The 26,657-nt window shown below is 44.7% G+C and carries 19 protein-coding genes; 10 read left to right on the top strand and 9 right to left on the bottom strand.

The features are described 5' to 3' along the window. Nucleotides 1–158 precede the first annotated feature (158 nt). A complete protein-coding gene (locus AACQ75_RS01390; protein WP_170889344.1) occupies nt 159–1,283 on the bottom strand; it encodes a VarG family subclass B1-like metallo-beta-lactamase in 1,125 nt (374 codons plus the stop codon). 112 nt (nt 1,284–1,395) lie between these two features. On the opposite strand from AACQ75_RS01390, the gene AACQ75_RS01395 reads away from it, so the two are divergent. Then, the gene (locus tag AACQ75_RS01395; RefSeq protein ID WP_017044895.1) at nt 1,396–2,328 is read left to right on the top strand and encodes a LysR family transcriptional regulator; all 933 of its coding nucleotides are present in this window, start codon (nt 1,396–1,398) and stop codon (nt 2,326–2,328) included. A 189-nt stretch (nt 2,329–2,517) separates the two neighbouring features. Here AACQ75_RS01395 and AACQ75_RS01400 read toward each other — a convergent pair whose 3' ends face one another. Together AACQ75_RS01400 and AACQ75_RS01405 are read right to left on the bottom strand one after the other, a co-directional pair. Beyond that, nucleotides 2,518–3,258, bottom strand: coding sequence for an isochorismatase family protein (locus AACQ75_RS01400; protein ID WP_017044894.1), 741 nt, complete (start codon nt 3,256–3,258; stop codon nt 2,518–2,520). 10 nt (nt 3,259–3,268) lie between these two features. Then, nucleotides 3,269–5,824: a hypothetical protein gene (locus tag AACQ75_RS01405; protein WP_170889345.1), complete on the bottom strand. Its 2,556-nt coding sequence runs from the start codon at nt 5,822–5,824 to the stop codon at nt 3,269–3,271. Between the two features lie 569 nt (nt 5,825–6,393). Between AACQ75_RS01405 and AACQ75_RS01410 the strand changes: the two genes are divergently transcribed. After that, nucleotides 6,394–7,422, top strand: coding sequence for a trypsin-like serine protease (locus AACQ75_RS01410; protein ID WP_170889346.1), 1,029 nt, complete (start codon nt 6,394–6,396; stop codon nt 7,420–7,422). A gap of 95 nt (nt 7,423–7,517) precedes the next feature. Here AACQ75_RS01410 and AACQ75_RS01415 read toward each other — a convergent pair whose 3' ends face one another. Next, complete coding sequence (locus tag AACQ75_RS01415) at nt 7,518–9,074, bottom strand: methyl-accepting chemotaxis protein (RefSeq protein ID WP_170889347.1); 1,557 nt, start codon at nt 9,072–9,074, stop codon at nt 7,518–7,520. Between the two features lie 235 nt (nt 9,075–9,309). On the opposite strand from AACQ75_RS01415, the gene AACQ75_RS01420 reads away from it, so the two are divergent. Beyond that, a complete protein-coding gene (locus AACQ75_RS01420; protein WP_170889348.1) occupies nt 9,310–12,228 on the top strand; it encodes an alkaline phosphatase family protein in 2,919 nt (972 codons plus the stop codon). 96 nt (nt 12,229–12,324) lie between these two features. Here the strand turns inward: AACQ75_RS01420 and AACQ75_RS01425 are convergent, their stop codons facing one another. Beyond that, nucleotides 12,325–12,855, bottom strand: coding sequence for an RNA methyltransferase (locus AACQ75_RS01425; RefSeq protein ID WP_370685849.1), 531 nt, complete (start codon nt 12,853–12,855; stop codon nt 12,325–12,327). Nucleotides 12,856–13,051: 196 nt separating this feature from the next. Here AACQ75_RS01425 and AACQ75_RS01430 point away from each other — a divergent pair, with 196 nt between their 5' ends. The 5 genes from AACQ75_RS01430 (at nt 13,052) to AACQ75_RS01450 (ending at nt 17,449) form a co-directional block, all read left to right on the top strand. Continuing rightward, entirely contained in the window at nt 13,052–14,380 is a 1,329-nt protein-coding gene (locus tag AACQ75_RS01430; protein WP_170889349.1) for an endonuclease/exonuclease/phosphatase family protein, read from the top strand. Beyond that, on the top strand, nt 14,381–15,328 hold the full coding sequence (locus AACQ75_RS01435; protein WP_249339391.1) for a hypothetical protein: 948 nt from the start codon (nt 14,381–14,383) through the stop codon (nt 15,326–15,328). A gap of 83 nt (nt 15,329–15,411) precedes the next feature. After that, nucleotides 15,412–15,933, top strand: a complete 522-nt coding sequence (locus AACQ75_RS01440; RefSeq protein WP_026027777.1) for a DUF2058 domain-containing protein — start codon at nt 15,412–15,414, stop codon at nt 15,931–15,933. A gap of 182 nt (nt 15,934–16,115) precedes the next feature. Then, nucleotides 16,116–17,033, top strand: a complete 918-nt coding sequence (gene dmeF, locus AACQ75_RS01445) for a CDF family Co(II)/Ni(II) efflux transporter DmeF (protein ID WP_170889350.1) — start codon at nt 16,116–16,118, stop codon at nt 17,031–17,033. Then, nucleotides 17,033–17,449 (top strand): MarR family winged helix-turn-helix transcriptional regulator, encoded by a 417-nt coding sequence (locus AACQ75_RS01450; RefSeq protein ID WP_129533202.1) that lies wholly within the window; start codon nt 17,033–17,035, stop codon nt 17,447–17,449. Before dmeF ends, AACQ75_RS01450 begins: the two co-directional genes overlap by 1 nt. A gap of 53 nt (nt 17,450–17,502) precedes the next feature. Here the strand turns inward: AACQ75_RS01450 and AACQ75_RS01455 are convergent, their stop codons facing one another. Continuing rightward, complete coding sequence (locus AACQ75_RS01455; RefSeq protein ID WP_170889351.1) at nt 17,503–18,972, bottom strand: serine protease; 1,470 nt, start codon at nt 18,970–18,972, stop codon at nt 17,503–17,505. A 275-nt stretch (nt 18,973–19,247) separates the two neighbouring features. On the opposite strand from AACQ75_RS01455, the gene AACQ75_RS01460 reads away from it, so the two are divergent. Together AACQ75_RS01460 and AACQ75_RS01465 are read left to right on the top strand one after the other, a co-directional pair. Then, nucleotides 19,248–19,799, top strand: a complete 552-nt coding sequence (locus AACQ75_RS01460) for a YbhB/YbcL family Raf kinase inhibitor-like protein (RefSeq protein ID WP_088729779.1) — start codon at nt 19,248–19,250, stop codon at nt 19,797–19,799. A 14-nt stretch (nt 19,800–19,813) separates the two neighbouring features. Continuing rightward, complete coding sequence (locus AACQ75_RS01465) at nt 19,814–20,656, top strand: helix-turn-helix transcriptional regulator (protein ID WP_212755064.1); 843 nt, start codon at nt 19,814–19,816, stop codon at nt 20,654–20,656. 13 nt (nt 20,657–20,669) lie between these two features. Here the strand turns inward: AACQ75_RS01465 and AACQ75_RS01470 are convergent, their stop codons facing one another. The 3 genes from AACQ75_RS01470 to AACQ75_RS01480 form a co-directional block, all read right to left on the bottom strand. After that, a complete protein-coding gene (locus AACQ75_RS01470) occupies nt 20,670–23,510 on the bottom strand; it encodes an FAD-binding and (Fe-S)-binding domain-containing protein (protein ID WP_445285769.1) in 2,841 nt (946 codons plus the stop codon). Nucleotides 23,511–23,579: 69 nt separating this feature from the next. After that, nucleotides 23,580–24,716: an FMN-dependent L-lactate dehydrogenase LldD gene (gene lldD / locus AACQ75_RS01475; protein WP_129532960.1), complete on the bottom strand. Its 1,137-nt coding sequence runs from the start codon at nt 24,714–24,716 to the stop codon at nt 23,580–23,582. Between the two features lie 107 nt (nt 24,717–24,823). Beyond that, nucleotides 24,824–26,524 (bottom strand): L-lactate permease, encoded by a 1,701-nt coding sequence (locus AACQ75_RS01480; RefSeq protein ID WP_170889353.1) that lies wholly within the window; start codon nt 26,522–26,524, stop codon nt 24,824–24,826. Nucleotides 26,525–26,657 lie beyond the last annotated feature (133 nt).

The following is a 26,657-nucleotide window of genomic DNA, read 5'->3' on the forward strand; positions in this document are numbered from 1 at the left end:
ATCATTAATTATGTTTAGAGCTTGAGAAACATCCATAAAAAAATCCAAGTGCATTAAATACACTTGGATTTTGACAGCTCTGAAGGATCGTTCAACCGATCACTTTGGCCTTAACTGATCGGCATTACTCGTGAGAGGGCTGTTTTATCCGAGTGAAATTAGTGATCGATCATATCAGCCAAAATCATGGCTGCGTGGGTTTCCACCACACCTGAATCGAAACCGTACATGTGGCTATACTTGTTCGCCATTGCGGTATGTACATTGTTAGTGATCTCATCTTGCCAGCGTTTGAACCAAACGAAGTGGTTTCCGTCACTCAAAACTGGAGTGTAGGGCGCGACTTCTAGCTGCTTGCCCACTTCAGTTCTGATGTCCGCAATATATTCCAGCAGATCTTTCACATCCTGTTTTGAACCGATATTGCCATGGCCGCCGTTAATAAAGTCCCACTGTTTGCTGAGTGGTGTGCTCAGAAGGCTTTGTAGATCCTCTTCGTAACCGTGGAAATGTTCTGCTCCCGCGAAATTATAAAACGGCAGTTGATCAGGGTTAATCATGTCTGCAAAATGCAGCACACGATCACTTGGGATGAGAATCATCGTGTTATCCGGTGTATGGCCAGAGCCTTCTGGTGCCATCATTTTTAGCTTCATTGAGCCAAATTTGACTGTTTGAGGTTTTTTCAAATCGTACACCTCATTTGGCGTTGGAACTTTAGGCGTTTTCACACCGTTTTCGCCCACTTCAGCGTGGTGGTTGATCTTGTCTGCAACGGTTTGACTAGCAATAACACGGACATTATCCACCTTTGGATAATTTTTCTTAATCAAGTCAATCAGTTGGTTACCACCACCTACATGATCTAGGTGGTAGTGCGAATACATAATGGTAGTAATTGGTTTGTTGGTGATGGATTTAACTCCTTTAAAAAGAGCATCAATGCGGCCATCGCCTAGCGGATCAATCAACAATACTGAGTCTTCATTAACTACAACCGTAGCGTTGTAATAATTAACCCCGATCCAATAGGTATTTTTGCCCAATTTTTGAACGGTGGCTTTACTCTCATCAAATTGGCGCTCATACAGGTTATTGATTTTCTGTCCCAGTTTCAGAGACTGAGTGGCAGAGGGCTCAACTACGATTTTCGCTGTGTCTTGAACGCTTTCACCAGGAAAAAAAATCGCATGTTGGTTGTCGTGGTCATGGCCTTTCGCATTTACATTAAAAGTAAACAGTGCAGCAGCAATAGGGGCTAAAGCTAGGGTGGATAGTTTCATTTTTTATCTCCTCAATCAGGTGAGGAGAAGATAAATGAAAAACAAACATATCAAAAATGCATGCTTGTTATAGTATATAGATCATTTACGCACGAAATTATTAGGTGATGGTATGGTCGCCCCCGAAATCAATTTGCGCAGCATTGACTTAAATTTATTGACGATTTTAGAAAAGCTATTAATTCATAAGCATATTAGTCAGGCCGCTCAAGTATTAAACATGAGTCAGCCAGCAGTCAGTCGAGCTCTGATGCGCTTGCGTGAACAATTTGGTGATCCATTGCTGGTGAAGGTGAAAAATGAGTACCGTTTGACTGTAAAAGGTGAGCGCCTTTATAGCGAATTGGAAATATCACTCAATACCATTCGTCATATGTTGGTAGATGACGAGTTTGACCCCCAGCAATACTCAGGCGTGTTCACTATAGGGGCGTTGGATTTCGAAATGATGATGATTGTGCCGAAATTGTTGGCGCGTTTTCAACAGCGTGCTCCAAACTTGAAATTACAAATTGTGTCTTACAACTCGTTTATGCCGCTGCATGATTACTTGGAAAAGGTGGCGGATTTATTACTGTATTCCACCGATGAGTCACCCACTAACGTGTTTAAACAGCGTTTATTTAATGATAACTATGCCGTAGTGATGTGTTGCCAGCATAAATGGGCTCTTCAGCCTATGACGTTAGAGCGCTATTGCCAGAGCCGACATCTAATCATCTCCGGTAATGGCTTGGGCAAAACGGATATGGATCATGAGCTGAAAAGACTGGGTTATCAGCGCGAAGTGGTGGCATCTTTGCCACATTTTTCGATGGTGCCGGAGTTATTGATTAACACTGATCTGATTGCCACTTTACCAAGACGTCTGGTCTCTCACCTAGGTAGACGTTATGACATCACGGTGGCCGATTTACCGTTTTACACTGCCGACTTTCGAGTTGAACAATTTTGGCATCTCATTCATCACAATAGCCCAATCCACCAGTGGGTGAGGCAGGAAATAAAAAATATGGTGGATGAAGAAATCGGGGAATCGGTGTGAGGCGACTTTATTGAGCCGCCTCTTTCTTTAGCGGATTCTAACTGGGAATATCGCAATAAATTTGAAGCCTCACACAATCGGCAGCGTAAGACTGCTTGTTAAATATAAGATACAGAGTAGGGCAAAATATAGCGATACTCCACCATATTGCTACTCCTTACTTACTTTAAACAAAGCCAAGTTAAAAACTTAAGCACCACTATAGCAGGCTGCATTGAAATCAAAAGGCTGTTTCTGCTTTCTGAAAATATGAACGTTTGGATCTGTATCAAGACCCAGCTCAGTCCACGTGCTAGAAATACCAGGCTTATTCGCTTTATTAGTAACAATGTCTTCGCTAACCAAAACGTTAATACGCTGCTCTTTTGAGAGAACGTAAGCAGTATGTCGCACACAACAATCACTGTTAAACCCCATGATGACTGCACTATCAATTTGGTTTTGGTTAATAAATTGAATGATTTTACTTTGAGAGCTGGTATCAATTTCAACCGTTTCTTTCACTACATAATGGTATCGTTCAGGTCCAAACTTATACATTTCAGATTTGAGCTTTTTAAAGGTCGGGTTGTGTTCAAGATAACGGCTTCTGTCTCCACCATAGTTATCTCGTAATGAAAAACGGTCAATGTAGTTGATATCAAAGACGTGAAGCTTGTTTTCGTTGGCAAACTTCAACATTTCTATTTGGTTTTTCCAAATTTTTTTATTGCCTGGTGCTTGTGCTGGTAACCAAGGCAACTTTGATGTCGTTTCTTGCATGTCAATCATGAGGATAACGGGTTTATCCCCCCTGTGTATACGAGACAATATGTCATTTTTTAAAGCCCCTACATCTGCCCATGATTGCGTTGAAGAAAGGATTAAGCTGAAGGTAAGCAGGACTCGTGTTGTCAAAAACTTCTTATTCATACTGTGTATTGGTTTCATTGTTTTATTCCTACAAATACTTAGGGTTGTTAGGACTGAGATCACAAGCCACTTTACGGTCACTTTGCTGTTTCACAGCCCATTCAATGGATGCTTGTACTTCCAATTGCTGACTTGTGAGTGATGACATTAATTCATGTATAGGAGCAATCCACTCAAGTAAACTGTCGCTATTTATATCTAATAGTGCTTTTTTGACAGGAGTAAAATTGATGTAGCACTCACGTCCTGGTTGGTTGTTAAGTTGATTTGACGCATTAGCCAGAGCAGAAAATCTTTCACTGAGAACGGATTGAGGATCAAAGAGCGCTCGCAGTGAAGAGTCTAACTTTTGGTCATAATTGTATGGGGGGAGGTGAGAGATTGTATAACGAAGAACATTGCCAGGAAGCTCTTCAGTAAAGAGAACATCATTTGGCATGTCGTTGGCATGTCCGGTAGAGGTGTGCTGCTGGTGGACGATGGCTGCATATCGATGGAAGTCCCCTATCTGAGAGATAAGCCAGTCTGTGCCTTTTTGTTTTGATTGATTTATTGCTTCAATCATCTCTCTTTTTAGGATCTCTTTGGCTATTTGAAGCGAGTTTCCGGAAAGAGAAGCCAAATCCAAAGTTGAGTTTTTTAAGGCTGAAGCCATTAAAGGGGCATGCTTTTCTAAGTCAAAGCTGCCAGGGTGCGCATAGCTCAAAAACTGAGTCAGTTGAATCGCTTGCCACTCGCTTTCTAGGGCTTGAGGAATAAGCTCAGCAAGTTTGATTTCCCTGTATCTTGATACAGAGCTTGAATAATCCGCAAACCACCGACTAATGTCGGATAAAGAGGAGTGTTGAGAGATGTTTTGCCTCTCTAAGTATCCGGCATTCCATCCTTCACAATTATGTGGACACTCATCTTTTATCTGCGCATCGGAACCGAACAACCATTTGTGCACTAAAGCTCTGTCTTTTTTTGCATTATTTTTGGCGGCCTGCTGCTGCGAATAGTGAGTGATTTGTTGTTCAAACCATTGTTCTTCTTGATTCGCATCCCAGCCTATGCTGATCAAATTCAAGATGGCTGCGTCGAACTTTGTATGAAAATTTTGGCGTGGCTGAGAAGTGATTTGGCTGATAACTGCGTCTTTTGCTGGTTCAAATTTTCGTGTTTCAGCCGGTATCCATTCGTATTTTCTACATCCTTGGAAGTTAGGATCACCTGCCAACACTCCAAATGAGGTGCATTTTCTATAGCCTTCATTCAAGACGAGGGTTTTTGTTTTGAGCTCATCAGCCGTTGCTGGACGGTAAAGAACACTACGCGCCATTTCATCGATCGCATATCGGCTAGCTTGATCTTTAAAAAATTGAGTTGATTTTTCTAGAGCACCAGAATCAAACAAACGATCAACGGCTTGTCGGCCATCGATTATTATCTGCTTCTTAAGTGCTGAACTGATGTGCTCAAGATGTTCGCTTGCTGTATTTGCTATCTGCTTCTTGGTCGACAAAACGGTTTTAAAGGCCTGCGTAAACGCCTGTTGATCAATATGCCCAGTACGTAACTCATCTAGACGCTGCACAACACCGCTTAATACACTTTGCTGGCAGAGTTGTAAGTTAGTAAGTGCTCCATTAGCTTCTGAGGTCGATGGAGTGCTTGAAGAGCTATTGGAGTTTGAATTGGTATAAAGAGATGCAATCACTCGGGTTTCTGCATCACAAGCGCTAGTTAAGTCGCTAGGAAACAAGCGCGAGCCATTATGGTCAAACGAAAGAAGCGTATAAACATACTTATGTAACTCTTGATCGAGTGCGCTAATAAGCTCGTTAGACAATTTAGCTTGTGCGTAAACCATTTCCTGATAATGGTATTGATATTTAAGAGTGATATCTTTTGCGTACGCACCGACTATTTCAGTGACTAAATCCGCTTGTTTACTGGCGAGCTCTGCCCAATGTTTCTTGTTTCTTAAATCTTGTTGGGTGGCAATATCGTCGTGTATGTTGAAACTGTAATGTTGACCACTTGAAATGGCATCCCAGCGGTGACTTAATATCACTCGGTCTATTTCTCTTTCGGGTAGTTTGAGTACACCAAACCAATCCACTAGCCCCATAACCGTTGCAAATCGATCATAAGAAGTTTGGGATTCATCTTTAAATGTATTACCTATCTCTTTTGCCCAAAACCCTACCGCCGCAGCATCTCCAATAGGGCCAAGCACTTCAAGAGCGCCGGTGGCGAATTTTGAGCTTGTTCTACCTAGTGTTTGCAGCAGTCTCTTTGCTGCGTCTGCTTCTATGGTAAGTATTGAGCTAGGGCCTAGATCCAGTAAGGAAGAAGATTTTGAATACAGCTCATTAGCTTCAATAATTGAAGGTTTTAATTCAGTGAAGTGTTCTGGTGTGGAAGAAAAAAGTGTGTCAACTGTAATGTCGTCACTAAATAAGGAATAATTATCTTTGCGTAATGCCCTCATGGAGTCGTTATCGAGGATGTTGATTTCATCCCCGATTCGGCAAATCTCAAAGGCAGTAGTGGATGTAGTAAAAAATGCACTTACGAGCAGCAGTTTGGGCAACTTCATATCTCAATCCTTTGTTGACTGTTATTTATTATTAAATTTTGCTGATATGTTTATTAATTCCTAACAAGAATCAAGTCTAGTGAATTATCATAAGTAAGAGTAATTTAATGAATCAATATCACGGAAAGTGAATTATTAATTAGTGTGAAAGAGTGTTTTTCAAAGTGGCTCGATTTTCCAATTAAATAACTCGTAGAGAAATACCGTACGAATGATTTAATTGGAAAATGAACACATGTAATAATTGTGGTCTGACTATATGCACAAATGATATATAGGCTATATCATTTGTGCATTGTTAATATTGATTTTATTCATCTATTTTTTATCGGATATAATAAATATTAGCATAACATAGTTAAGATTGTTTTTACTATCTTTAATTCGTAAAAGCTAATGTACGGTGGTTTAATTACTGTCGTACCGTAAAATAATGAGTTTATATAGCGTAACCATCTTATGAATATCGATAGGTTGCGTGAGTTTTTTTAGTGAAAAGCTATGTAAGCACTGAAGAATTGATTTTTGTCGTTTACTTTAAAAGATCATAAAATTAAGAGGAAATTTAAATGGAAAATAAAAAATATACAAAACCAATATTAATTGGCTTGACCTTGGTGGGAGGAAGCTATTCATTGCCTGCTAGTGCTGTTGAAGGTAATGATGTCTTACCAAGTGATGCGCCATACATGGTTTATTTTAAATATGCGCATTGCTCTGGTACGTTGATTGCGCCAAAAACAGTACTCACCGCACACCATTGTGTCGGACTCGGCGCTCAAAAAGGGAATCATGCGTATCTTTTACATTCAGGATCTCAAGAGGTTGATGAGAATGGCCGTATACCGAACCCAGGTATTAAAGTTAAAATAGTAGAAGCCTATACAGCTGATCACATATTCGAACCTAGTAATGGAATAGGCCGAGATGAATTTGATGATATAGCTATCGTAGAACTTGAAAGCATGCCAGAGGGGGTTACGTTTTTACCTGTCGCAAATCAGTCAATTCCTCTCGGTGCAGAAGTTTTCCCCATCGGTTATTCAACCTCAAGTCTAAAGCGTATGCCAATTCCTGCTATTGTCGCTGCAAAGGAAAATTCTCCAGATTATGAGCGTGAAGTGGATATGGCTCAATGCAATAGTTCTAAATATTTTTCAAACAACTTTTTTACTCAGGAATATTCTCAAATAGATCAAGAAAGTTGTGATTGGGCTGAAACGAGTTATGAATATAGACAAGAACATGGGGTATATAAGCCTAACCGTTATTCTATTACTATTGAAAACCCACCATTAGATTATTCAGATTCTAGATTTGATGTCAATGAATTTGGTACTGTATTAACGAAATATTCTACTTTTAGGGGGGATAGCGGTGGTCCTTTAATTTACCAAGGAAAGGTATATGGTGTTGCCGGTACGGGAGTTAATTCCCATTCTCAGGTGCATAATCAGGCGACATTCTATGCTGGTTTTACCAGACCTGGAGTATTTAATTGGATAGTTGATACAGTGAAAAAAATTCAAAATAAATCTATGGAAAAAAATGTGAGTACGGCAGTGCATGATGCCCCAATTGTATTCCCAATAGATTAGCTATCCCTACAAAATAGAAGCGGTAATAATTTATAAACACTGCTTTTATTTTTTAAACTGACTAGCCCTCGTTAGAGGGCTAGTCAGACATAAAATTATAACCGTCGGAATTGGCGAACTAATGTGCCTTGAGAGCTAAGGTTTACCACTAAATCCTCACATTCATCTCGTGTATCACTGGCCAAAATATTGGTCGCAACACAGACATCACTGATCGATTGAACGCTTGAGTTCATATCTTCAGTCACGCGTGCCATCTCTTCTACGGCGGTGGCAATTTGTTCATTTCTATCCGTAATATCAATCACTTGTGTAAGTAGCATATTGAGTTTATCGCCAGAGACATTAGCACTATTAACACATAATTTAGATAATTGTGCGCCTTCATGCATCGCATTGACAGCTTGGTGGGTGCTGGTTTGAATCAGTGCAATGACATTTTGGATCTCTTTAGTGGACTCATGGCTGCGTTGTGCCAAGGTGCGAACTTCGTCGGCGACGACCGCAAATCCACGGCCTTGCTCGCCAGCCCGAGCAGCTTCAATAGCGGCGTTAAGTGCCAGCAGGTTGGTTTGCTCAGCGACAGATTGGATCACAATTAACACTTGGCCAATGGTTTTTCCGTGGTCTGCCAACTGTGTGACAACCGATGAGGCGCTGTCTAGTTGGGTTGCGAGCTGTTGCATTGCATTCAATGTATCTTTTACCGAATCCATACCTTCTTCGGCGGCCAATTTTGCTTTCTCTGTTGCGTCTGATGCACTTTGCGCATTTTGTGCAATTTCATTCGCGGTAGAGTGCATTTCATTGATCGCGGCGGCAACTTGTTCTGTTTCTCGTGTTTGACCTTCTAAATTGGTCGCAGTTGTTTTGCAGTTTTTTGAAGATGAATTAGCAGCCTCACCAATTTGTTGGTTTGAATCTTGAATGCGTCCCACCACAGCATTGAGTTCGGATTGGCGCATTTTTAACGCAAGTTTGATTTCAGAAATGTCATCAATATGGCCGTTATACACCAATTCCATTAGTGGGTTATCAAATACCTTGCGTGCTTCGGCACTGAGCGATTCTAAGCGACGAGTTAAACTATAGCCAGTAACTACTGACAGTAATAGCATCAATACTAAACCTACGCCGGGAAGGAAAGTATCTGCAACAAAGCTGACACCCGCGATGGGTAATAAAGTTAGGGCTAAGCGCTGCCATAAACGAGTTCGAGGTAGCTTGAGTCGCCTAGGTGTTTTTCCCGCTTTGAGCTGCGCGTAGATTTTTTCTGCGTTAGTGATGTGTTCTCGACTTGGACACAAACGTACCGACTGAAATTCAACCGTTTTACCATTTTCGACTATCGGAGAAGCAAACGCATCAACCCAATAATGATCGCCATTTTTACATCTATTTTTGACGATACCCATCCAAGATTGGCCGCGTTTTAAATGCTCCCACATATCTTTAAACGCTTCTGCTGGCATGTCTGGGTGACGAACTAGGTTATGAGGCTGGTTGATAAGCTCTTCTAATGAGTAGCCCGCCACGTCACAAAACTCTTTACTGGCATAAGTGATATGGCTGCTTGGTTTAGTGACCGATAATAAGTTATAGCTAGGTGGAAACTTGACTTCTTTTTGTGTAACAGGTTGATTGGTGCGCATGAGACGGCCCCCGAATTAAATAAGTAAAAAACGAATTAAGCCAAGTTTCTCTATCGTGTGATGAGAGTTTTATTTATTTTTATTTGCATTATTTATAGAATCGAATCGGTAAAAAGGCAATGAAACTCGTCATTATCGAATAGTCAATTGGTATCATTACTTTTAATATGGATATATGGCCGAGTTATAACGTAAATATGACTTACGGCTTGACCTTACGAGTAAGCTTGCCACAATGTGCGCATGCAATAACTGTAGGGAAAACAGTATGATATTTTATTCTTTTGGGCGGCTAAAACCCATCGCGTTACTCTTAACTTCTTTACTTTCATCAACCTCTTTCGCTGCTATCAGTGATGCGCCTGTGGTTGGCGGGCTGTTCAATTCGGCGCAAATATTGAAAAATCAAATGGCGTCGTCTTTAAGCTATTCAACGCGCTTTGCCCGTGATTCGACCTTATTTACCATCGCCGGGGTAACACTCGATAGCTATATCCTTATGTTGCCTTTAGATGCAAAAACAAAAGCTCGCGTTATTGCACAAATTTCTAACCCAACTTACGCCATCCCGCTGGGCTATTTTTTATATCAATATTATGATCGTTATACGGGGTTAGAAAATGATGATGTATTTAAACAGTATTTAAGTACTGTTTATGACGCAAAGGTTTTAAAGGGATTCGAGCATAGCCTCTACCATTATGGGGAAGAGGTGGTGAGTGAACAAAAAGAAAATATTAAAGATCAAGGGCATCATGAAGGGATTAAAGTGGATGCCCAATTTATTGCGGCCATGGTGACTGTGTATGATGCCTTGGTTGAAATTGGTGAGTGGCAACAGCTTGAGAGATTGCCGGATCACTATCAATATCTGACGTCAAGTGAACCCGATCGATTACTGATTAATAAAATCCAACCGATAGTGATCCAAATTATTAGTCAGGCTGCTAATGGGATGGATGAAGGAGAGATGAAGCAAGCCCTTTTTGGGGTATTAGAAGATGCAAAGCCAGAAAATACAGCACGTGTGAACAACAAAGCAGAGGCAATCACGGTTACTTTGATTGATTTTGTGCGTATGAACGTATTAAAAGGCTACCGCCAATTTGTCTATCAGCAAGAGCGTGAACAAGCACTAAATTCCTGGTTACAAAAAGCATTTGATGATGATCCTCAAGCATTGATTGCGTTTCTCCGCTCTCAGCAACAACGTCGTATGGCAGTGCAGATCACCGTGGATGGTTTGCAACAAGGGCTGATCGAAGGTTTGGTTGACTCAAGTAAGCCATTTATCCGCAAAGCTCACCAAGATCACAACAATCGATTGAGCACTAAGCCTTCTTCAATGGAGGTGGTTCAACCCGAACATCAGCAGCAAGTACGTTTCATGCGGATATTGGCTGAGCAGCCTTATCACGATCCACATTACTTGCCGTTTTTTAAACGCTTGTATCGTGATCATCGCGCTTCTATTACTCAAGTGGGCATTTCATCAACACCAACGATCAGTGTGCGTAATTTACCGATCATAAAAACAGGAGCTAAGGTGTCCGGCCAAGGTGGTACTGGCATACCCAATTTCCACTTTGTTGATCGCCCAACCGACCGAGCTTATTACTTTTTTGGTAATGATGCACTGCAGCTTGATCGCTTACTGGTTAAAAACCAAGTACAAACGATGTTTGATCGCCTCGCTTACCTCAACACCCTCAACTGTAATGCGCAATACGATTGGAATGCTCACACCACTTATGATGGTTTAGTGAATTTAGGGGCGGGTGAGGCACTACGTGATTTTGGTGAAAAGCGGTGTGTGCGTGAGCTGAAAGAGCGCGCGATTGTCGAACGTGAACTTCAACAGTTGCGAGCGACATTAGTTGAAGAGGTCACGCGCTATCAGCAGATAAGCAAGTGGGATTTTTATACTCGCTGGACTCGCCATCAAGTGCTTGCTCACCAGTTGAAACAACTTGCACAAAAAGAACTGAAAGGAATGCCCGACTATGCGCTGATTTATAATCCATGGCCGGATCATTTTGCTCATTTTAGCGGCCCATTCAGCGATGAAGTCATCATGCCAACTGGGGAACTAAACCGCCTCGATTACTGGCTAGCGCAAATAGAAGCAACCTATCAAGACGCGGGAGTATATGACCGCACGTTATGGGGCATGGCTGGCGATCATGGTTTAGCTCCTGTTTATTTCTCCCTCAACCCAGAAAAACAGATCTTTGAGCCGCTAGCTTCACAACTGGGAATAAAACTCAAGGTGAAAAAAATCTCATCGGATGAGGGAGAAGGGCCAAAAATGACGAATGCGATTAACGCGCCGTCAAACAAAGGGATTGATGTGGTCGTCGCTTCCACTGCGGGTGGAAATTTTATGATGGATTTCTTTAATGCAGAAGCTGGATGGGAAGTTCAACCGGTTTATCAAGAGTTGATCCGTTGGCAACCGATCCATTCTAAGCCAGGGCAGCAGGTTGATGTGATCGATGAAACCGTAGCGCGACTTGCTGAAAGCCTAGATTATTTAGTTGTGAGAGAAAAACCATGTGATTTAACGGACTGTTCTGTACGGTTGGTTGGTGAGCGGCAAGGTAAACGAGTGGATGAGTGGATTGAAAAAAAGGGTGATAAACTGCGCTATTTTGCTAAATCAGAACAGCCATTGTTGCTTGGCGTTCAGCAGCTAAATGCTTATTTGTCGCCTGCTTCATCTGACGAGCTAGAACATTATGCACAACTCGTCGAACGTTGCGTTTATCACGCTAAAGCGAATCAAGCTGAGACGTGGTGCTCAAGTGCGCAGTGGCGAGAGTTAACACGTTTTACGCCCCGTCCAGATTCGGTTAATCAGCTCGCTGCTATTTATGAAGACGACCGTGCGGGCACCATTAACCTCTTTCCTAAAGAGGGCGTTGGCTTTAATACTAAAGTTCCGGGGCGTCATGCGGGTGAAAGCTATCTAGAAAAAGATGCTTTTATCGGTTTTTGGGGGAGTCCAATTGGCAATCAAGCCACGCCGCTCGGTTCAGTCGAAAATGGCTCACTTGCGCCCACTCTTTATCACTATTTAACGGGAGACGAAGTTAAAGTTGGTGAAGATGGGTGGGGTTATCCATCGGTTCTTAAACAGTTGGATATTCGCTAGCGAGAGTTAGCCGTTATGACTGCCAATGAAATAAGTGAGCGTTAGGCTCTATTGAGTGAAGAACGTTCGCTTGTTTCATTTGCTTCGATTGCAGCCTTAAGTGGCAGGTTGATCAGCACGTTTAAACTTCAAACGATTTTTCACATCTCGGCTGCTCAGAATACGTTGGCTGTGATCAATATCGAGCTTGGATTTTGCTAAGCGATCATACAGCAGCACATTGACGCTCGCGGCCAAATTCATGCAACCAATTGTTGGGATGTATACAACCTCGCTGGCTTGGTTGACTATCTCTTGTGGAATAGAACCATCTTCAGGGCCAAACACATACAGCGCTTTTTCCGGGTGAATAAACTCGGGCAGTGGTGTAGCCCCTTCTGCCAGTTCAACACAGACGATTTTCATCTCACTTGGCAAGTCCTGCGTGATCTCTACCATCGCGGTGAGCGGGATTTTACTTTGAATGTTTTTTGTGTCGGTTTGAAATTTCACTGCGCGATCATAACGCTCACCACTGTAGCGAACCGCGCACGCTTGGTAGCAACCTGCTGCGCGCATCACACCACCTACGTTGGTTGGGCTTTTAGGGTTACACAAACCAATGATCACTGACATTTCACGTTCCACAAAAAATCCTCTCACAATTTGGGGCGGGCAGTATAACGCTAAAATTTGCCTTGAAAGAAAAAATATCGATAAATCGTTCAATAGTTTTTATATTTTTCGTGACCTTTCTTGGAGTACTCAAACTGTCGTATTTCTTACATCAATATTTCATAGGGGGATGGCTTAATTTATTTTTTCACAGTTAAAGGATGAAAACGTGAAGATTATTAATAAAGTCATGCTATTTGGGTTGTCTCTTGCTGCTCATGCGGTATTGGCGGACACCGATATTTATTTAACCAATAACTCTGCGCTGCCGATGTCTATTACTGTGAAACAGACCGGATCTGATCAGTTGCAACAAGGCAGTGAATGGCAGCAACACAGTGAAACGTTAGGCCCGTGGGAAACCAAAATGGTGCTCAGCTTTAACCGCTGGCAAGGGGTGAAATCTGGCAAAACGTACCAATTTGAAACTATGGTGACTTTGCCGCAAGGGCAGGTTTTCTCTTTACAGCAGAAGATGGAAGGTCATTGGTATAACTCAAGTATTGAGCATGGGGTACAAGCACGAGATATTCCTCTTCAGTGGCAAAATGATCGTGCGGTTCACCGTTATTACTCAACGCAGTTGATTGAACGTCCAACCGAGCTTGCGTTTAAATCCGTCAGCACCACTCGTTACGACGACATTTATTACACCATTACGCCAACGAATACAGAAGAAACACCCGATGCTGAGACCTTAAAAGTGATGACCTATAACGTTTGGGCGTTACCTGTGATTGCTTCAAATATTGCCGAGCGTTTTGCTATCATCCCTCAACATATCAAAGGATATGATGCCGTAATGCTGCAAGAAGTGTTTGCTGCGGGGCGTGATGCCTTTCTTCGAGAGCTGGCAAAAGAGTATCCGTACCAAACGAAAATGCTCGATAAGTCTGGGGTGAATATCCATGACGGCGGAGTGATGATCGTCAGCCGCTACCCAATTGTTAACCAAGGACAATATGTTTTCCCTGATTGCTCGGGAACTGACTGTTTTGCTGATAAAGGGGTGAATTATGCTGAAATCATCAAAAATGGTCAGGCTTATCATCTGTTTGCAACGCATACTGCCTCGTTTGATACCGATACCGCTCGCGATTATCGCCAACGTCAGTTCAGACAGATGCGCAGTTTTGCGCAATCGTTCTCTATTCCCAGCACAGAAACGGTGATTTATGGCGGTGATTTTAACGTGAATAAACGTAAATTTGCCGATGACTATCAAAACATGCTCGCGAATCTTGCGTCAACCGAACCTAGCTACGCAGGCTATACCGAATCAACGTTTGATCCGCGTATCAATGATTTTGCAGGAGAAGCCTTATCCGGTGGTGAAAACGTGGAGTACCTCGATTATGTGGTGGTAAGTCAAGAGTTTGCACAACCAAGCGAACAACAAAACCGCAATACTGTGCTGGTGCCAAGAACCACGGACGAGCGTTTATGGCAGCATTACAATTTATCGGATCACTTTCCGGTTAAAGCTGAGATCCGCTAGATGCGTTGGGTTAGGTTATTGATCTGCGTTGCCTTAGTCGGCAGCGCAAGTTATTGGTGGGTGAAGAGGGATGAGTTTCCCACTATCCAAACACCCCCCAATAGAATTGAGGTTGCATTGCCGGGCACGGTGCGTTTGCCAGAGCAAAGTAGCGTTGCTTTGCTGGCTAATCGCGATCATCAAACCCATGAAGAGTGGACACTCGTTGGTGAAACGCTGCAAACAGAAATAGGCAAAGCGCTGAGAGAGAGAATAGAGCAGTTTTGGCAACAGTGTCGTCAGCAAAATGTGTGCGCTGCGCGGCTACAACAATTACAAACGCAGTTGCCCCATGAACGCTATGAGCTGGTTGCACTCTATTGGCAAAAACAGGCGGAACGTGACGCGTTGCTTGGAATGGAACTCATCAGTCAGGATACGGAATTAGGTGACAAAATGGCTTATGTAAAATCGATTGATCAACAAGTATGGGGGCGACAAGCGGATATCTTGTTTGCTGATCAGTACGCTTATGATGATTTTGTACAGCAACCCAATGACTACGAAGGCATTGCTTCCGTAGAAGAGGCGTTGCAGAGCATTGAACAGCGGCTTACACAGCATCAATATCAATGGGATACCTTTTCATTAAACACAGGTAATGCACGCTATGAACAAGCGATTCGGCTGATCCCTCAACATTTATCGTTAGAACAGCGCTTAGAAGTACAACAAGGTTTAGCCGAACTTTACTTAAATGAACATGAGCGCAGTGAGGTGGCCCATCGCCAAATCGAGCAACAAGCGCAGGCTGCTCAAGTCATTGACTACCAGCAAGCGTTAGCGCAGTTAGAAAAAACGCTCTCAAGCCAGAGAAAGACAGCCTATGCCACCCTTTCGACAGAAGAGTGGGTGCTCTATGCGGCAAAGCAGCGTTATGAGTTTAGAAAAGCATTTTTTGCTCGTTAGGATGAATAAGATAACTACAGCGCTCTTTATTCACTCGCCATGAACCGTTAAACTCACCAGCAAATAACTGACTTGGATTGATCATGGCAACCTTATCTCTACAAGAGCAAATGCTAAAAGCGGGTTTAGTTAACGCCAAAAAACTCAGCAAAGCGAAAAAGAGCTCTAAAAAATCGCGCGTGCAAGCACGTGAAGTGAAAGCGGCAGTAGAAGCGAATAAAGTCGAGCAACAAGAGCGCGACAAGGCACTAAATAAACAGCAAAAAGAGCAGTTGTTGAGCAAAGAAATTCGTGCTCAAGTAAAACAACTGATTGAGATGAATAAGCTGGATCTAAAACACGGTGAAATCAAATACAACTTTGTTGATGGTAAGTTGGTGAAGTCACTTTATGTCGATTCACTGGTTCGTGATCAACTGAGTAAAGGAATCCTGGCTATCGCGCGTTATGAAGATGGCTATGCTGTCATCCCGGGTGTGGTAGCGGATAAAATCTTCATGCGTGATGAAGAGAGCATTATCGAAAATAAAACTGCCGATGAATCTCTACCTGCTGAAGATGATCCGTACGCGGATTTCGTAGTCCCTGATGATTTGATGTGGTAATTCCTTCCAGCTCTCCTTCTCAACGGAGGAGGGCTCTCGTTCTCCCTTCCTACCTCTACTTTCCACTTAGCCTATTTCCCCCAATGGTTTCGGTACTAATAGACAGAGTTTGTTGACAATGTTTGATAATCAAACTAAATTTAAATCAAATATTTTGATCATCAAACTAAGTGAGTGGGATTTTGCAGTTTACTACCGAGCATCGTCATAACTTTATCGCTAGCGCAGACCAAAATGAGAAACGCACGTTTTACGTTCTTTTGCTCACGCTTGTCACCATGGTAGCGGAGATCATTTCTGGTACTATTTTCGGTTCGATGGCTTTACTTGCCGATGGTTGGCATATGGGTACTCATGCGGCTGCTTTCTGCATTACGCTGTTTGCTTACCGTTATGCTAGAAAGCATGCACACAGTGAGAAGTTCTCATTTGGTACAGGTAAAGTGAGTGTGTTGGGAGGCTACACCAGTGCGATTGCATTAGGTATTGTGGCGTTGCTGATGGTGGTGGAATCGGTTCATCGTTTATTCAATCCCGAAGCGATTCAATTTAATGAAGCGATTATTGTCGCCATCCTTGGCTTGCTGGTGAACTTAGTGAGCATGCTATTGTTGCATGATAACCATCACCACCATCATAGTGACCATGACCATGACCATGACCATGACCATGACCATGACCATCACGATCACAATTTACGAGCTGCCTATTTGCATGTTCTTGCCGATGCCTTGACTTCTCTTCTGGCGATTGTGGCGCTCTTGTTTGGAAAATATTATGGCTGGAACTGGTTAGATTCTGTTGTAGGCATCGTCGGCGCTGCCGTGATTGCTAAGTGGACAATAGCTCTTATCAAGCAGACTAGCCCCATTTTATTAGATGAAAGCATCGAGCAACCCTATCGACGTTTAATTGAAGAAGAGCTAGCCGCATTTGCGGTGATTAAAGATCTCCATATTTGGAAAATCAGTGGTCATCACTACTCAGCTGCGATTATCTTAGAATCTCATGTTGATAAAACCGTGGCAGAATATAAACAAATACTGGCGAAGTTTGATAAAATCCACCACCTTACCCTTGAAGTTCACCCGATGGCATGATGAGTAATATCGAAAAACTGAATCAACAATTAACGGAATTTTACGACAAGATGTCCTCATGGGAGCAATCTGTGGTGCGAGACACCGGCTACTCTCTGGCGCAGATCCACACCATCGAGGTGTTAGGTATTCATGGCGCGCTGAGAATGAAAGAGTTAGCGCAAAAGCTCGGTATCACAACTGGTACGCTCACCGTTCAAATAGAGAAGTTAGTGAATGCTAAGTTGATTGAACGCGGCGCGCACCCAGATGACAGAAGATCGATTGTCGTGACTTTAACCGCGGAAGGTCAGAAAATTCATCGCCAGCATAATCAGTTGCATGTGGAGTTAGTGAAAGATCTGACGAGGCACTTGGATGTAAACGAAGAAACAGTATTACTCAACAGCCTGCTAAAAATGAACCAAGAGTTTTAAACTATGACCAACCACTTGCGACTTGCAAGTGGTTGGTCAGCTAATTTTCTGTTTTATTCTACCTGTAATGTTACATCAGAAAAATTCGAGTATGCATCGATCATGATATGCAGATCCTCAGAATTTTGCTCGGCTAAGCATTGCTCATTACTTCCTGATTGGTAAGGCCGACAATCAAAGACTCTTTTGGTCGGTGGATTGCCTGAAAGGGTATAGAGATCGGCATCGCCTTGCCCAGAGGTTATCGAAATTTTTACCGCTGCTTGGCGTTCTGATGCAGGTAAAATGAATCGTTTTTGTTGGCCTTTGCTCAAGGTGATGCCAGTAATGCTTTGCCCACGTTGGATGACGCCATCTTGCGGAGGTGGAGTGCCTCCTTTTTTCCCTACGGGCAACTGGTTATCAAAAAATGGTGCAACTTGAGGCCAGATTTTGCTGATTTTGACCCCTTGGTTTTCACATCCCCCAAAGTGGTGTAGTGCAATGACTTTATGGCTCTCAGAGGCCAATACAGGTGAACCAGAAGAGCCGCCAATAGTGTCACAAAAATACCCTGTGTCGGTATTGGCACCGCGACCATTGGTAGAGGCTATATCAATTTGGCACATGCCAGAGCCATTTTGATCGCTTTCTATCGCCAACTCTTTGGGGTTACCAGCGCCGTGTTGTGGAATATAAATACCCGTGCCGTAGCTGGGCTCTGAATTGTCTAAGCCTAAGTAACTAAATTGTCCTAGCTGCTCGAAATTAGCCACCGTGAATAATGTGTAGTCCAAGGTATAATCGGTGCTTAATAACTGATCGCCCATGACTTTTACTGTGGTATCCAAGCTACCGCCGCAAGTCGTGCGTTGGTAATTAAACCATACTTCAGTATTTTTTAGTTCAGAGGCTGTTGATACACAGTGGTTATTGGTGATCATGTGATTATTGGGCCCGACACGCCAAGCCGTGCATAAGCTACGGCCATCAATCAGTAGCCTTGCTACGGCGCTACTCCACGCCACTTTTTCAGGGTGTGAGTCGCTCCAACAAGCAACATCTTTTCTTTCATTGATGCCACAGGTTGAAAACAACCCAGAGTTATCAGCGGCTAGGTTCGGTTGTGATAACGTGGCACTTTCATTCCCTGCCATAAAATAGTCAATTGAGATCTGTGCTTGGTCAGGGTGTTCGCCGGTTTTCCACTCCACGATAACGCTATCCCCATTAATTGAGCGGGCAAATAAAGGCCCGTTCTCTGAACTGTTGTAGGTGATACTTTCATTGCTGTGTGGAGAGCGTAGTGTGACGCTTCCCCCTTTGCTGAGTTGAAACTTATCAAAGTGGACCTTAATAAAGCTGGCTCCCGGCGAATGGATTGGATAGTGAGTGGTTAGAGATTGATGGGTTGTTAAAGAATGCGGATGGATTACTTTATCCGCAATGGTGGGGAGTGATTCTTTTTCTATTGAAGCAGTCGCTTGAGTAGAACTCAACACCACTGCTGCTATTAAGCCAAGTAGACGTATTGATAATTGCATTTTGATCTCCTCTATGTGGCAATAAATGCCTCATAAAGCATATGAGCCTATGAGAGTATTGGCTCAAAAATAGTCTCGATATGTGTGTAAACTTAATTGTGCGTAATATTGTCAATAGCAGTCCTCTCCAGTAGTATCTCGATAATGGTAGAGGAATGGGGCAAACAAAAAGTATCACTTTTCAATCTTTAAAGCGTTAAAATGATACGTTCTGTCGGATGTTGCATGGGTGATGCTGCTAGACTTGTTCATGAACTTATTCATAGGAGAAAACAATGAACTCGACGATTTTTAGCTCGGCCATCGTCACCACGACGTTAACCACCAGCTTATTATTTACAGGGATGGCAAACGCTCTGCAACTCAGTAGCCGTGATATCCAAGAAGGCCACCCGATGGCAAAAACCTTTGAATTTTCAGGCTGGGGTTGTGCTGGGGAGAATCTTTCGCCGCACTTAATTTGGACCGATGCACCTCAAGGAACCAAAAGCTTTGCTATTACGGTTTTTGATCCAGATGCTCCGACAGGAAGTGGCTTTTGGCATTGGATTGCGCTGGATATTCCAGCGACAGTGAGTGAGCTAGCACGTGGGGTTGAAGTCAAAAAGCTCGGTGCAATAGAAACACGTATCGATTATGGCAGCGTTGGTTTTGGTGGTGCTTGTCCGCCAGAAGGGCACGGAATGCACCGTTACCAGTTTACGGTATGGGCTCTCCCGACGGAAAAACTTAATTTGGCGGCCGATGTATCACCTGCGGTGGTTGGTTTTACCCTCAATAGTTTGGCGTTAGAAAAAGCGACGCTGACTGCAACCTATACACGCTAATTCATGGGGGAGTGATGAATCACCAATACCAAGTCACCACCTTTCGAGCCGCTCAGCAACAAAGGCTGAGAAATGTGAGGATTCACTCTCCAAGCTTGATTCAGATCCAATCTGGCAGTAAAAAACTGTTTCATAAAGAAGAGGCCACTAATCTATCGAGCACTTCGTTATTATTGTGTGAGGCCTCAGCTTCGCTCAGTTTCGAAAATTTACCAGAACACGGTTACTTCTCTTCAAGGCTGTTCAGTTTCACCTACCGCCCGACCGAGGCGATGCTTGCGTTAAGCGCAAGTCATGATCGCCCAGTTATGTGGCCTGTGATTTCAACCAGCCCTTCACTGAAAAGTTCGCTCAATGCGCTCGCCTCGTTCGATCTTTCGTTAATCAGCCAAGAAACCCAAGCCTATCTACTGATGGTGTTATACCAACAATTGGCTGAGCAAGGTGCACTGCATTGGCTCTTTGAGAGTAATTCTCTACCCTTTGAGCAGAAGCTGAGAAACTACCTCGCCCAGTCACCAGAAGAAGAACATCCACTTGAGCGGGTAGCAACGTACTTTGCTATGAGCCGCGCGACCTTAATTCGACGCTTAAAGCAACATGGCACCCGTTATCGTGAGGTTTTGGCTGAAGTGCGTGTGAATCACGCGCTGAACTTAATGCAAAATGGCCAACGAAATATAGCGATATTGGCACAGTGTTGCGGCTACCAATCGGAACAGCGATTTAATCAACGCTTTCGCAGTCAGTTTGGTTTAAGCCCCAAAGCGTATTTACAAACTCTTGGTATGCGAGGTAAAGGTACGCCAGATAAAGAGACAAAAAAACAGCCCATTTTATCCAATGAGCTATTTTAAGATTGAGAGTAGATCAAAGCGGTTTAGACACTTCATCAACCAAATACAAAATGGATTGATATGGAATACCGCTGTGGTGTGATAGGCCAATTTCACAGGTACGGCTATTACTGAATCCGCGTTCGCAGTGAGCAGGGACTTGCTCTTTGAGCGGATGAACAGCCGCCGCATTCAGTTCTGGCGTGGTAAAGCCTTTATCGCCCGCCCAGCCGCAGCATTGAATATGCTCTGGCACAATCACCGTGCTGACGCAGGTTTGGGTCAATTTGAGCATGTCGGCTTCCAATCCCATTTTGCGTGCACTGCAGGTGATATGCAGCATCACAGTCTCTTCTTTGGCTTTGATCGCTAAAGAATCCAACAGATACCTATTGACAAAACCGACGGGTTCTAAGATCTCCAGTGGTTTGGTAAATTGTTCAATACTGCGTTTTGCACACGGGCTGGTATCCATCAATACCGGATATCGCCCTTGTTGGCTAGCTTGCCATAACGCGGCTTCTAACTGCTGCGCTTTTGACTGCGCAAGCTCATTCATTCCCTTGCTGTCATAGGGCATACCACAACATTGGCTGTTGAGCTCGTTAGGTAGGATCACCTCATATCCTGCTTTGTTAAGCAGCGATAAGGTCACTTCGGTTAATGGCCGCTGATCGCCCGCGCTGTTTTGTTGGCCCATATTTCGGCTTGCACAAGAGGGTAGATAGACGACTTTTTTCTCACGGCGCGGCAGGTTTTCTACCGCAATGGCTAAGTTCTGATGATTGGCTTGCGGCAGTTGTGGATACCAAATAGGCGTTTTGCCTTTGCTGAGTTTACGCAAGCCGTTGGTTGCGCCGTCGATTAACTTCTCGCCCAGCCATTTGCTCGCCAATTGGTTGGCACTGAGGCCGATTTTAGCCACGGCTGTGGTGGCGGCAAAGTGATCCGCCGTCCATGTAGCAATGGGGATGAATTTTTGGTATTTCGCGGTGCGCAGCTTTTTCACTAAATCACCAGTGTTGATGCCAACAGGGCAGCGCTCAGCGCATAAGCCAGTTGCGGCGCAGGTGTCTAATCCTTGGTATTCAAAGACTTTTTCAAGCTCAGAAGCTTCTACCGTTTCACCTTGTGCGCGTCGACGTTGCAGCTCGCGGTACAAGACGATTCGTTGACGGGGCGAGAGTGATAGTGTGCGAGACGGACAAACAGGTTCGCAAAACCCGCATTCGATGCAGCGATCGACCAAGGCATCAGCTGCTGGCATTGGCTTTAGGTTAGCTAAGTGGGAACGCGGATCATCGTTGATTATAACGCCGGGGTTGAGCAAGCCTTGTGGGTCAAACAGGGTTTTGATTTGTTGCATTAAGGTGTAACCGTCTTTGCCCCATTCCAATTCCACATACGGTGCCATGTTACGGCCCGTGCCGTGCTCGGCTTTGAGTGAGCCTTGATATTTCACGGCCACTAGCTCGGCCACGTCATCCATAAATGCGCCGTAGCGGTCGATCTCGCTTTGGCTATCAAAGCCTTGTGTAAAGACAAAATGCAAGTTGCCTTCCAGAGCGTGGCCGAAGATGATGGCTTCGTGATAGTGGTAGTGATCAAACAAAGCCTGCAAATCGCGCACACCACTGGCAAGGCTTTCTACCGGAAACGCCACATCTTCAATGATGACGGTTGTCCCCACTTCGCGCACTGCGCCCACGGCAGGAAACATCCCTTTGCGAATGCCCCATAAGGTTGCCACCGTTTTGGTATCAGAGGTGAATGGTACGGATTCGATGATCTGGTAGTCGCTTAGTGCTGCCATCACGGCGCTGCATTGTGAATGAAGGGCCGCGTGATCGCTGGCGTGAGACTCAATTAGCAGCGCCGCGGCTTCTAGATCCAATTGCGCAATAAATGCGGGCATGCCAGCTTTGTCAGCGACAGAGCGCATCGCGCGTCCATCCATCATTTCCACTGCCGCAACTGGGGTTTTGGACAGGGTCGTAACCGCTTGGCTAGCCTGCTCAATATCAGCAAAGACAAGCAGCGCCGAGGCTTTGTGCGCGTGCTCAATGACGGTGTTGTAGGTGATGTCGGCAATAAAACCGAGTGTGCCTTCTGACCCAATCATCAAATGTTCAATGATTTCAATCGGATCAGAGTAATCAACGAGAGCATTTAGGGCGTAGCCAGTGGTGTTTTTTAGGCGATATTTGTGGTGAATAAGCTTTGATAGTGTGTGATTTTGCGCCGTTTGTGCATGAAGTTGAGCAATACCTTCAATCAATTCGGGTTTAGCGATTTTGAATGCAGCGATGCTTTCTGGGTTTGCGGTGTCGAGCACGGAACCGTCTGCGAAGACGATCTTCATACTATCGACAGTGCGGTAAGAATTTTGCGCGGTGCCGCAGCACATACCACTGGCGTTATTGGCGGCGATTCCACCAATTTTGCAGGTGTTAATTGAGGCTGGATCTGGGCCGATTTTGCGTTGAAAAGGGGCAAGGTATTTGTTGGCATCGGCTCCGATGACCCCCGGTTGTAGGGTGATTTTTTTGCCCTCATCGTGAATGCTATGGCCTCGCCAGTCATCGGTTAAGGCGATCAAAACCGAATCAGAAACTGCCTGACCAGATAAACTGGTGCCAGCGGCGCGAAACGTGCAGTGAACGCCAAGCTCGCGGCAGCTTTTAATGGCAAAAATGACCTCATCAAGGCTTTGTAAGCGCAGCACAATTTTCGGCACCAAGCGATAGAAACTGGCATCAGTGCCATAAGCAAGGCGTTTTGCCTGCTGCGTGATGATGCGCTCAGGGTCGATGCGCGTAGCGAGTTGCGTTTCCAGTTGACGATAGGTGGCGTCTGAAAGAGTGCTGGCCATCATTGTTTCCCATTTTAAATTGAGGTTGTGGATAGGTTAACGTGCGGCTACCGTTGGTTTGTCATCATGAGATTAAAGTTTGACTAACGAGTCTCGTGACAAATCGGTAATGGTTTTCGCTCCGGTTAAGGTCATGGCAACGCGCATCTCTTTTTCATATAAATCGAGCAAATTTTCAACGCCGCTTTGACCTTGCGCCGCCAATGCATAAACAAACGAGCGACCCAGCAGCGTACAGTCCGCGCCCAGTGCCAGCATGCGTACTACATCAAGCCCAGTGCGAATTCCCGAATCGACCAGAATTTTCAGGTCGCCCTTCACCGCATCAGCAATCGCAGGTAAGGCTTTGGCGGTTGACAATACCCCATCAAGCTGGCGACCACCGTGGTTGGATACGATAATGCCATCAGCGCCAAATCGCACCGCGTCTTTGGCATCTTCTGTATCTAGAATACCTTTAATGATCATCGGGCCGTCCCAAAAGTCGCGGATCCACTCTAAATCTTTCCATGAAATGGAAGGATCAAAATTCTCACCAAGCCAACCAATGTAGTCTTCCAATTTAGTCGGCGTGCCACGGTAGGCAGAAATATTGCCTAAATCGTGTGGTTTACCGAGCAAGCCAACATCCCACGCCCAGCTTGGGTGTTTCATCGCTTGAAATACTCGGCGCATCGCCGCATTAGGGCCGCTCATGCCAGAATGCATATCGCGGTAACGCGCGCCGGGAACGGGCATATCCACGGTAAACACGAGGTTTTTTACCCCCGCGGCTTTGGCGCGCTCCAACACATTTTTCATAAAGCCGCGATCTTTAAGCACGTAGAGTTGAAACCAAATTGGTCGAGCCAGCGCCGTTGATACTTCTTCGATCGGGCAAACCGATACGGTAGACAGTGTAAAAGGAATGCCTTTATTTTCAGCCGCGCGCGCTGCTTGCACTTCGCCGCGCCGCGCGTACATACCAGTTAAACCAACAGGGGCAAGAGCAATCGGCATTGCAAGCTGTTCGCCAAACAGTTGTGTTTCTAAACTGAGCTCTGACATGTCATTAAGTACGCGTTGGCGCAGTGCGATGTCAGCTAAATCCGCGGTATTGCGTGTGAGCGTGTGCTCACCGTATGAGCCACCATCAATATAATGAAACAGAAAAGGAGGCAATTTCGCTTTCGCGGCAGCGCGATAGTCGGTGGAGGCTGAAATAATCATAGATTGAATCCTAATTTGTGCAGAGCCGCCGCCTAGCGAGCTCTGCATTTATTACACAAGATTAATGGTTATAAAAACCAAGTTGATACCAAATCACATCACCAAACTTAGGGTTGTTGGGTCATTAGTACGTCGGTCATGTTAAAGCCGTAAATCACCACTAAACCGATAAGGCCTGTCATCACAAGGTAGTAGAAAGTCGGGATAATGGTTTTGCGCAGCGTAGCTCCTTCTTGGCCCAATAAACCGACCGTTGCTGATGCCGCGACGACGTTGTGAATCGCAATCATATTGCCCGCCGCTGCGCCAACAGCTTGTAGCGCAATGATCATCACACTGGAGATAGAGAGTGTTTGCGCCACTTCAAACTGGAACTGGCTGAACATCATGTTCGACACTGTATTTGAGCCGGCGATGAACGCCCCAAGTGCGCCAACGGTGGCACTTAATGCAGGGAAGGCATCACCGACTAAACCCGCGGCAAAATTGGCGGTAGTGACAGGCATGCTCGCAAGCTCTGCGCCATTGACGCCAGAGTTAATAAAAATACGCACCATAGGGATAGTGAATACCAACACAAAGCCCGCGCCGATCAGCGTTTTGCTTGATTCACCGAATGCTTTGATGAGCGGTGTGGCACTGCGTGACTGCAATATTACTGCCAGTAACGCGACAAAAACCAAGATGCCACCGGGAAGATAAAGCGGTTGAATGGCCGTGCTGACGCCCGTTTCAGCCAGAATGTTGTTAAAGGATAGGCTTACTCCAGCCAGCAGTGACTTAAATTCGCTGCTCACACGGCTTGCCACAAGGATAACCGCGAGCAGAACATAGGGAGTCCAAGCTAATGCAAGGCCCATCGGTTTAGCTTTGATCTCCTCAATATCAATTTTTAATGAGCCTAACCACTCTGCGGGCCACGATTTCTCTTCTGGAAAATCCCATTGTGATTTTGGTACTAAAAAGCCTTTTTTCGCGGCCGTGACAACCAGTGCCAAGCTGATCAAGCCACCGATTAATGAGGGAAATTCTGGGCCAAGAAAGACGCCCGTTAGCGCGTAAGGCACAGTAAAAGCCAAGCCAGAGAAAATCGCAAAAGGCAAAATATCTAACCCTTCGGTCCAGCTTTTGTTCTTACCGAAAAAGCGTGTCAACATCATCGCCATTAATACTGGCATCAATGTACCGACTATCGCATGGGTGATGGCGACACTGGCGGTGATTTGCTGTAAATACACATCCCAACTTGAACCGTTGCTGATCAGCGTTTCGGTGATGTTGTGCGTATCTAACCCCTTGTTTACCCCAACAATAATGGGCGTTCCCACTGCGCCGAAAGAGACAGGAGTGGATTGGATCATCATCCCCATCAATACGGCAGCCAACGCCGGAAAGCCAATCGCAACCAGCAACGGAGCCGCGATAGCCGCCGGTGTACCAAAACCAGAAGCGCCTTCAATAAAAGAGCCAAAACACCACGCAATGATAATGGCTTGCACACGGCGATCAGCCGAAACATCCGTAAAACCGTTACGAATGGTGGTGATAGCACCAGTGTGTTTTAAGGTGTTGAGTAGGAAGATTGCGCCAAACACAATCCAGAGCACGGAAATCGTGATACCGAACCCTTGCAAAACAGAAGCGAGCACGCGGTTTGCCGACATATCCCAAAAGGTGAGGGCGATGGCCACAGTTAATGCAAAGGCCACGGGCATCGCCTTTTTCGCAGGCCAGTTGAGCCCGACTAAAAGAATCGCTGCTACCACAATGGGGGAGAAGGCCACTAGTGCCAGTAAGGTTTCGTTCATTGGATACTTCCTCGTAAAGTGTGCTCTTCGTACTAACTCTAAATAGTAGGATAGTTGAAGAGCAGACATCCTGTAGGGGCTACAGACCTTTCGGCCACGTCGGGTAGCTAAATTATTATATTTGTGATGTTTT

This window comes from Vibrio sp. B1-2 (assembly GCF_963888445.1).
Classification (GTDB): domain Bacteria; phylum Pseudomonadota; class Gammaproteobacteria; order Enterobacterales; family Vibrionaceae; genus Vibrio; species Vibrio anguillarum.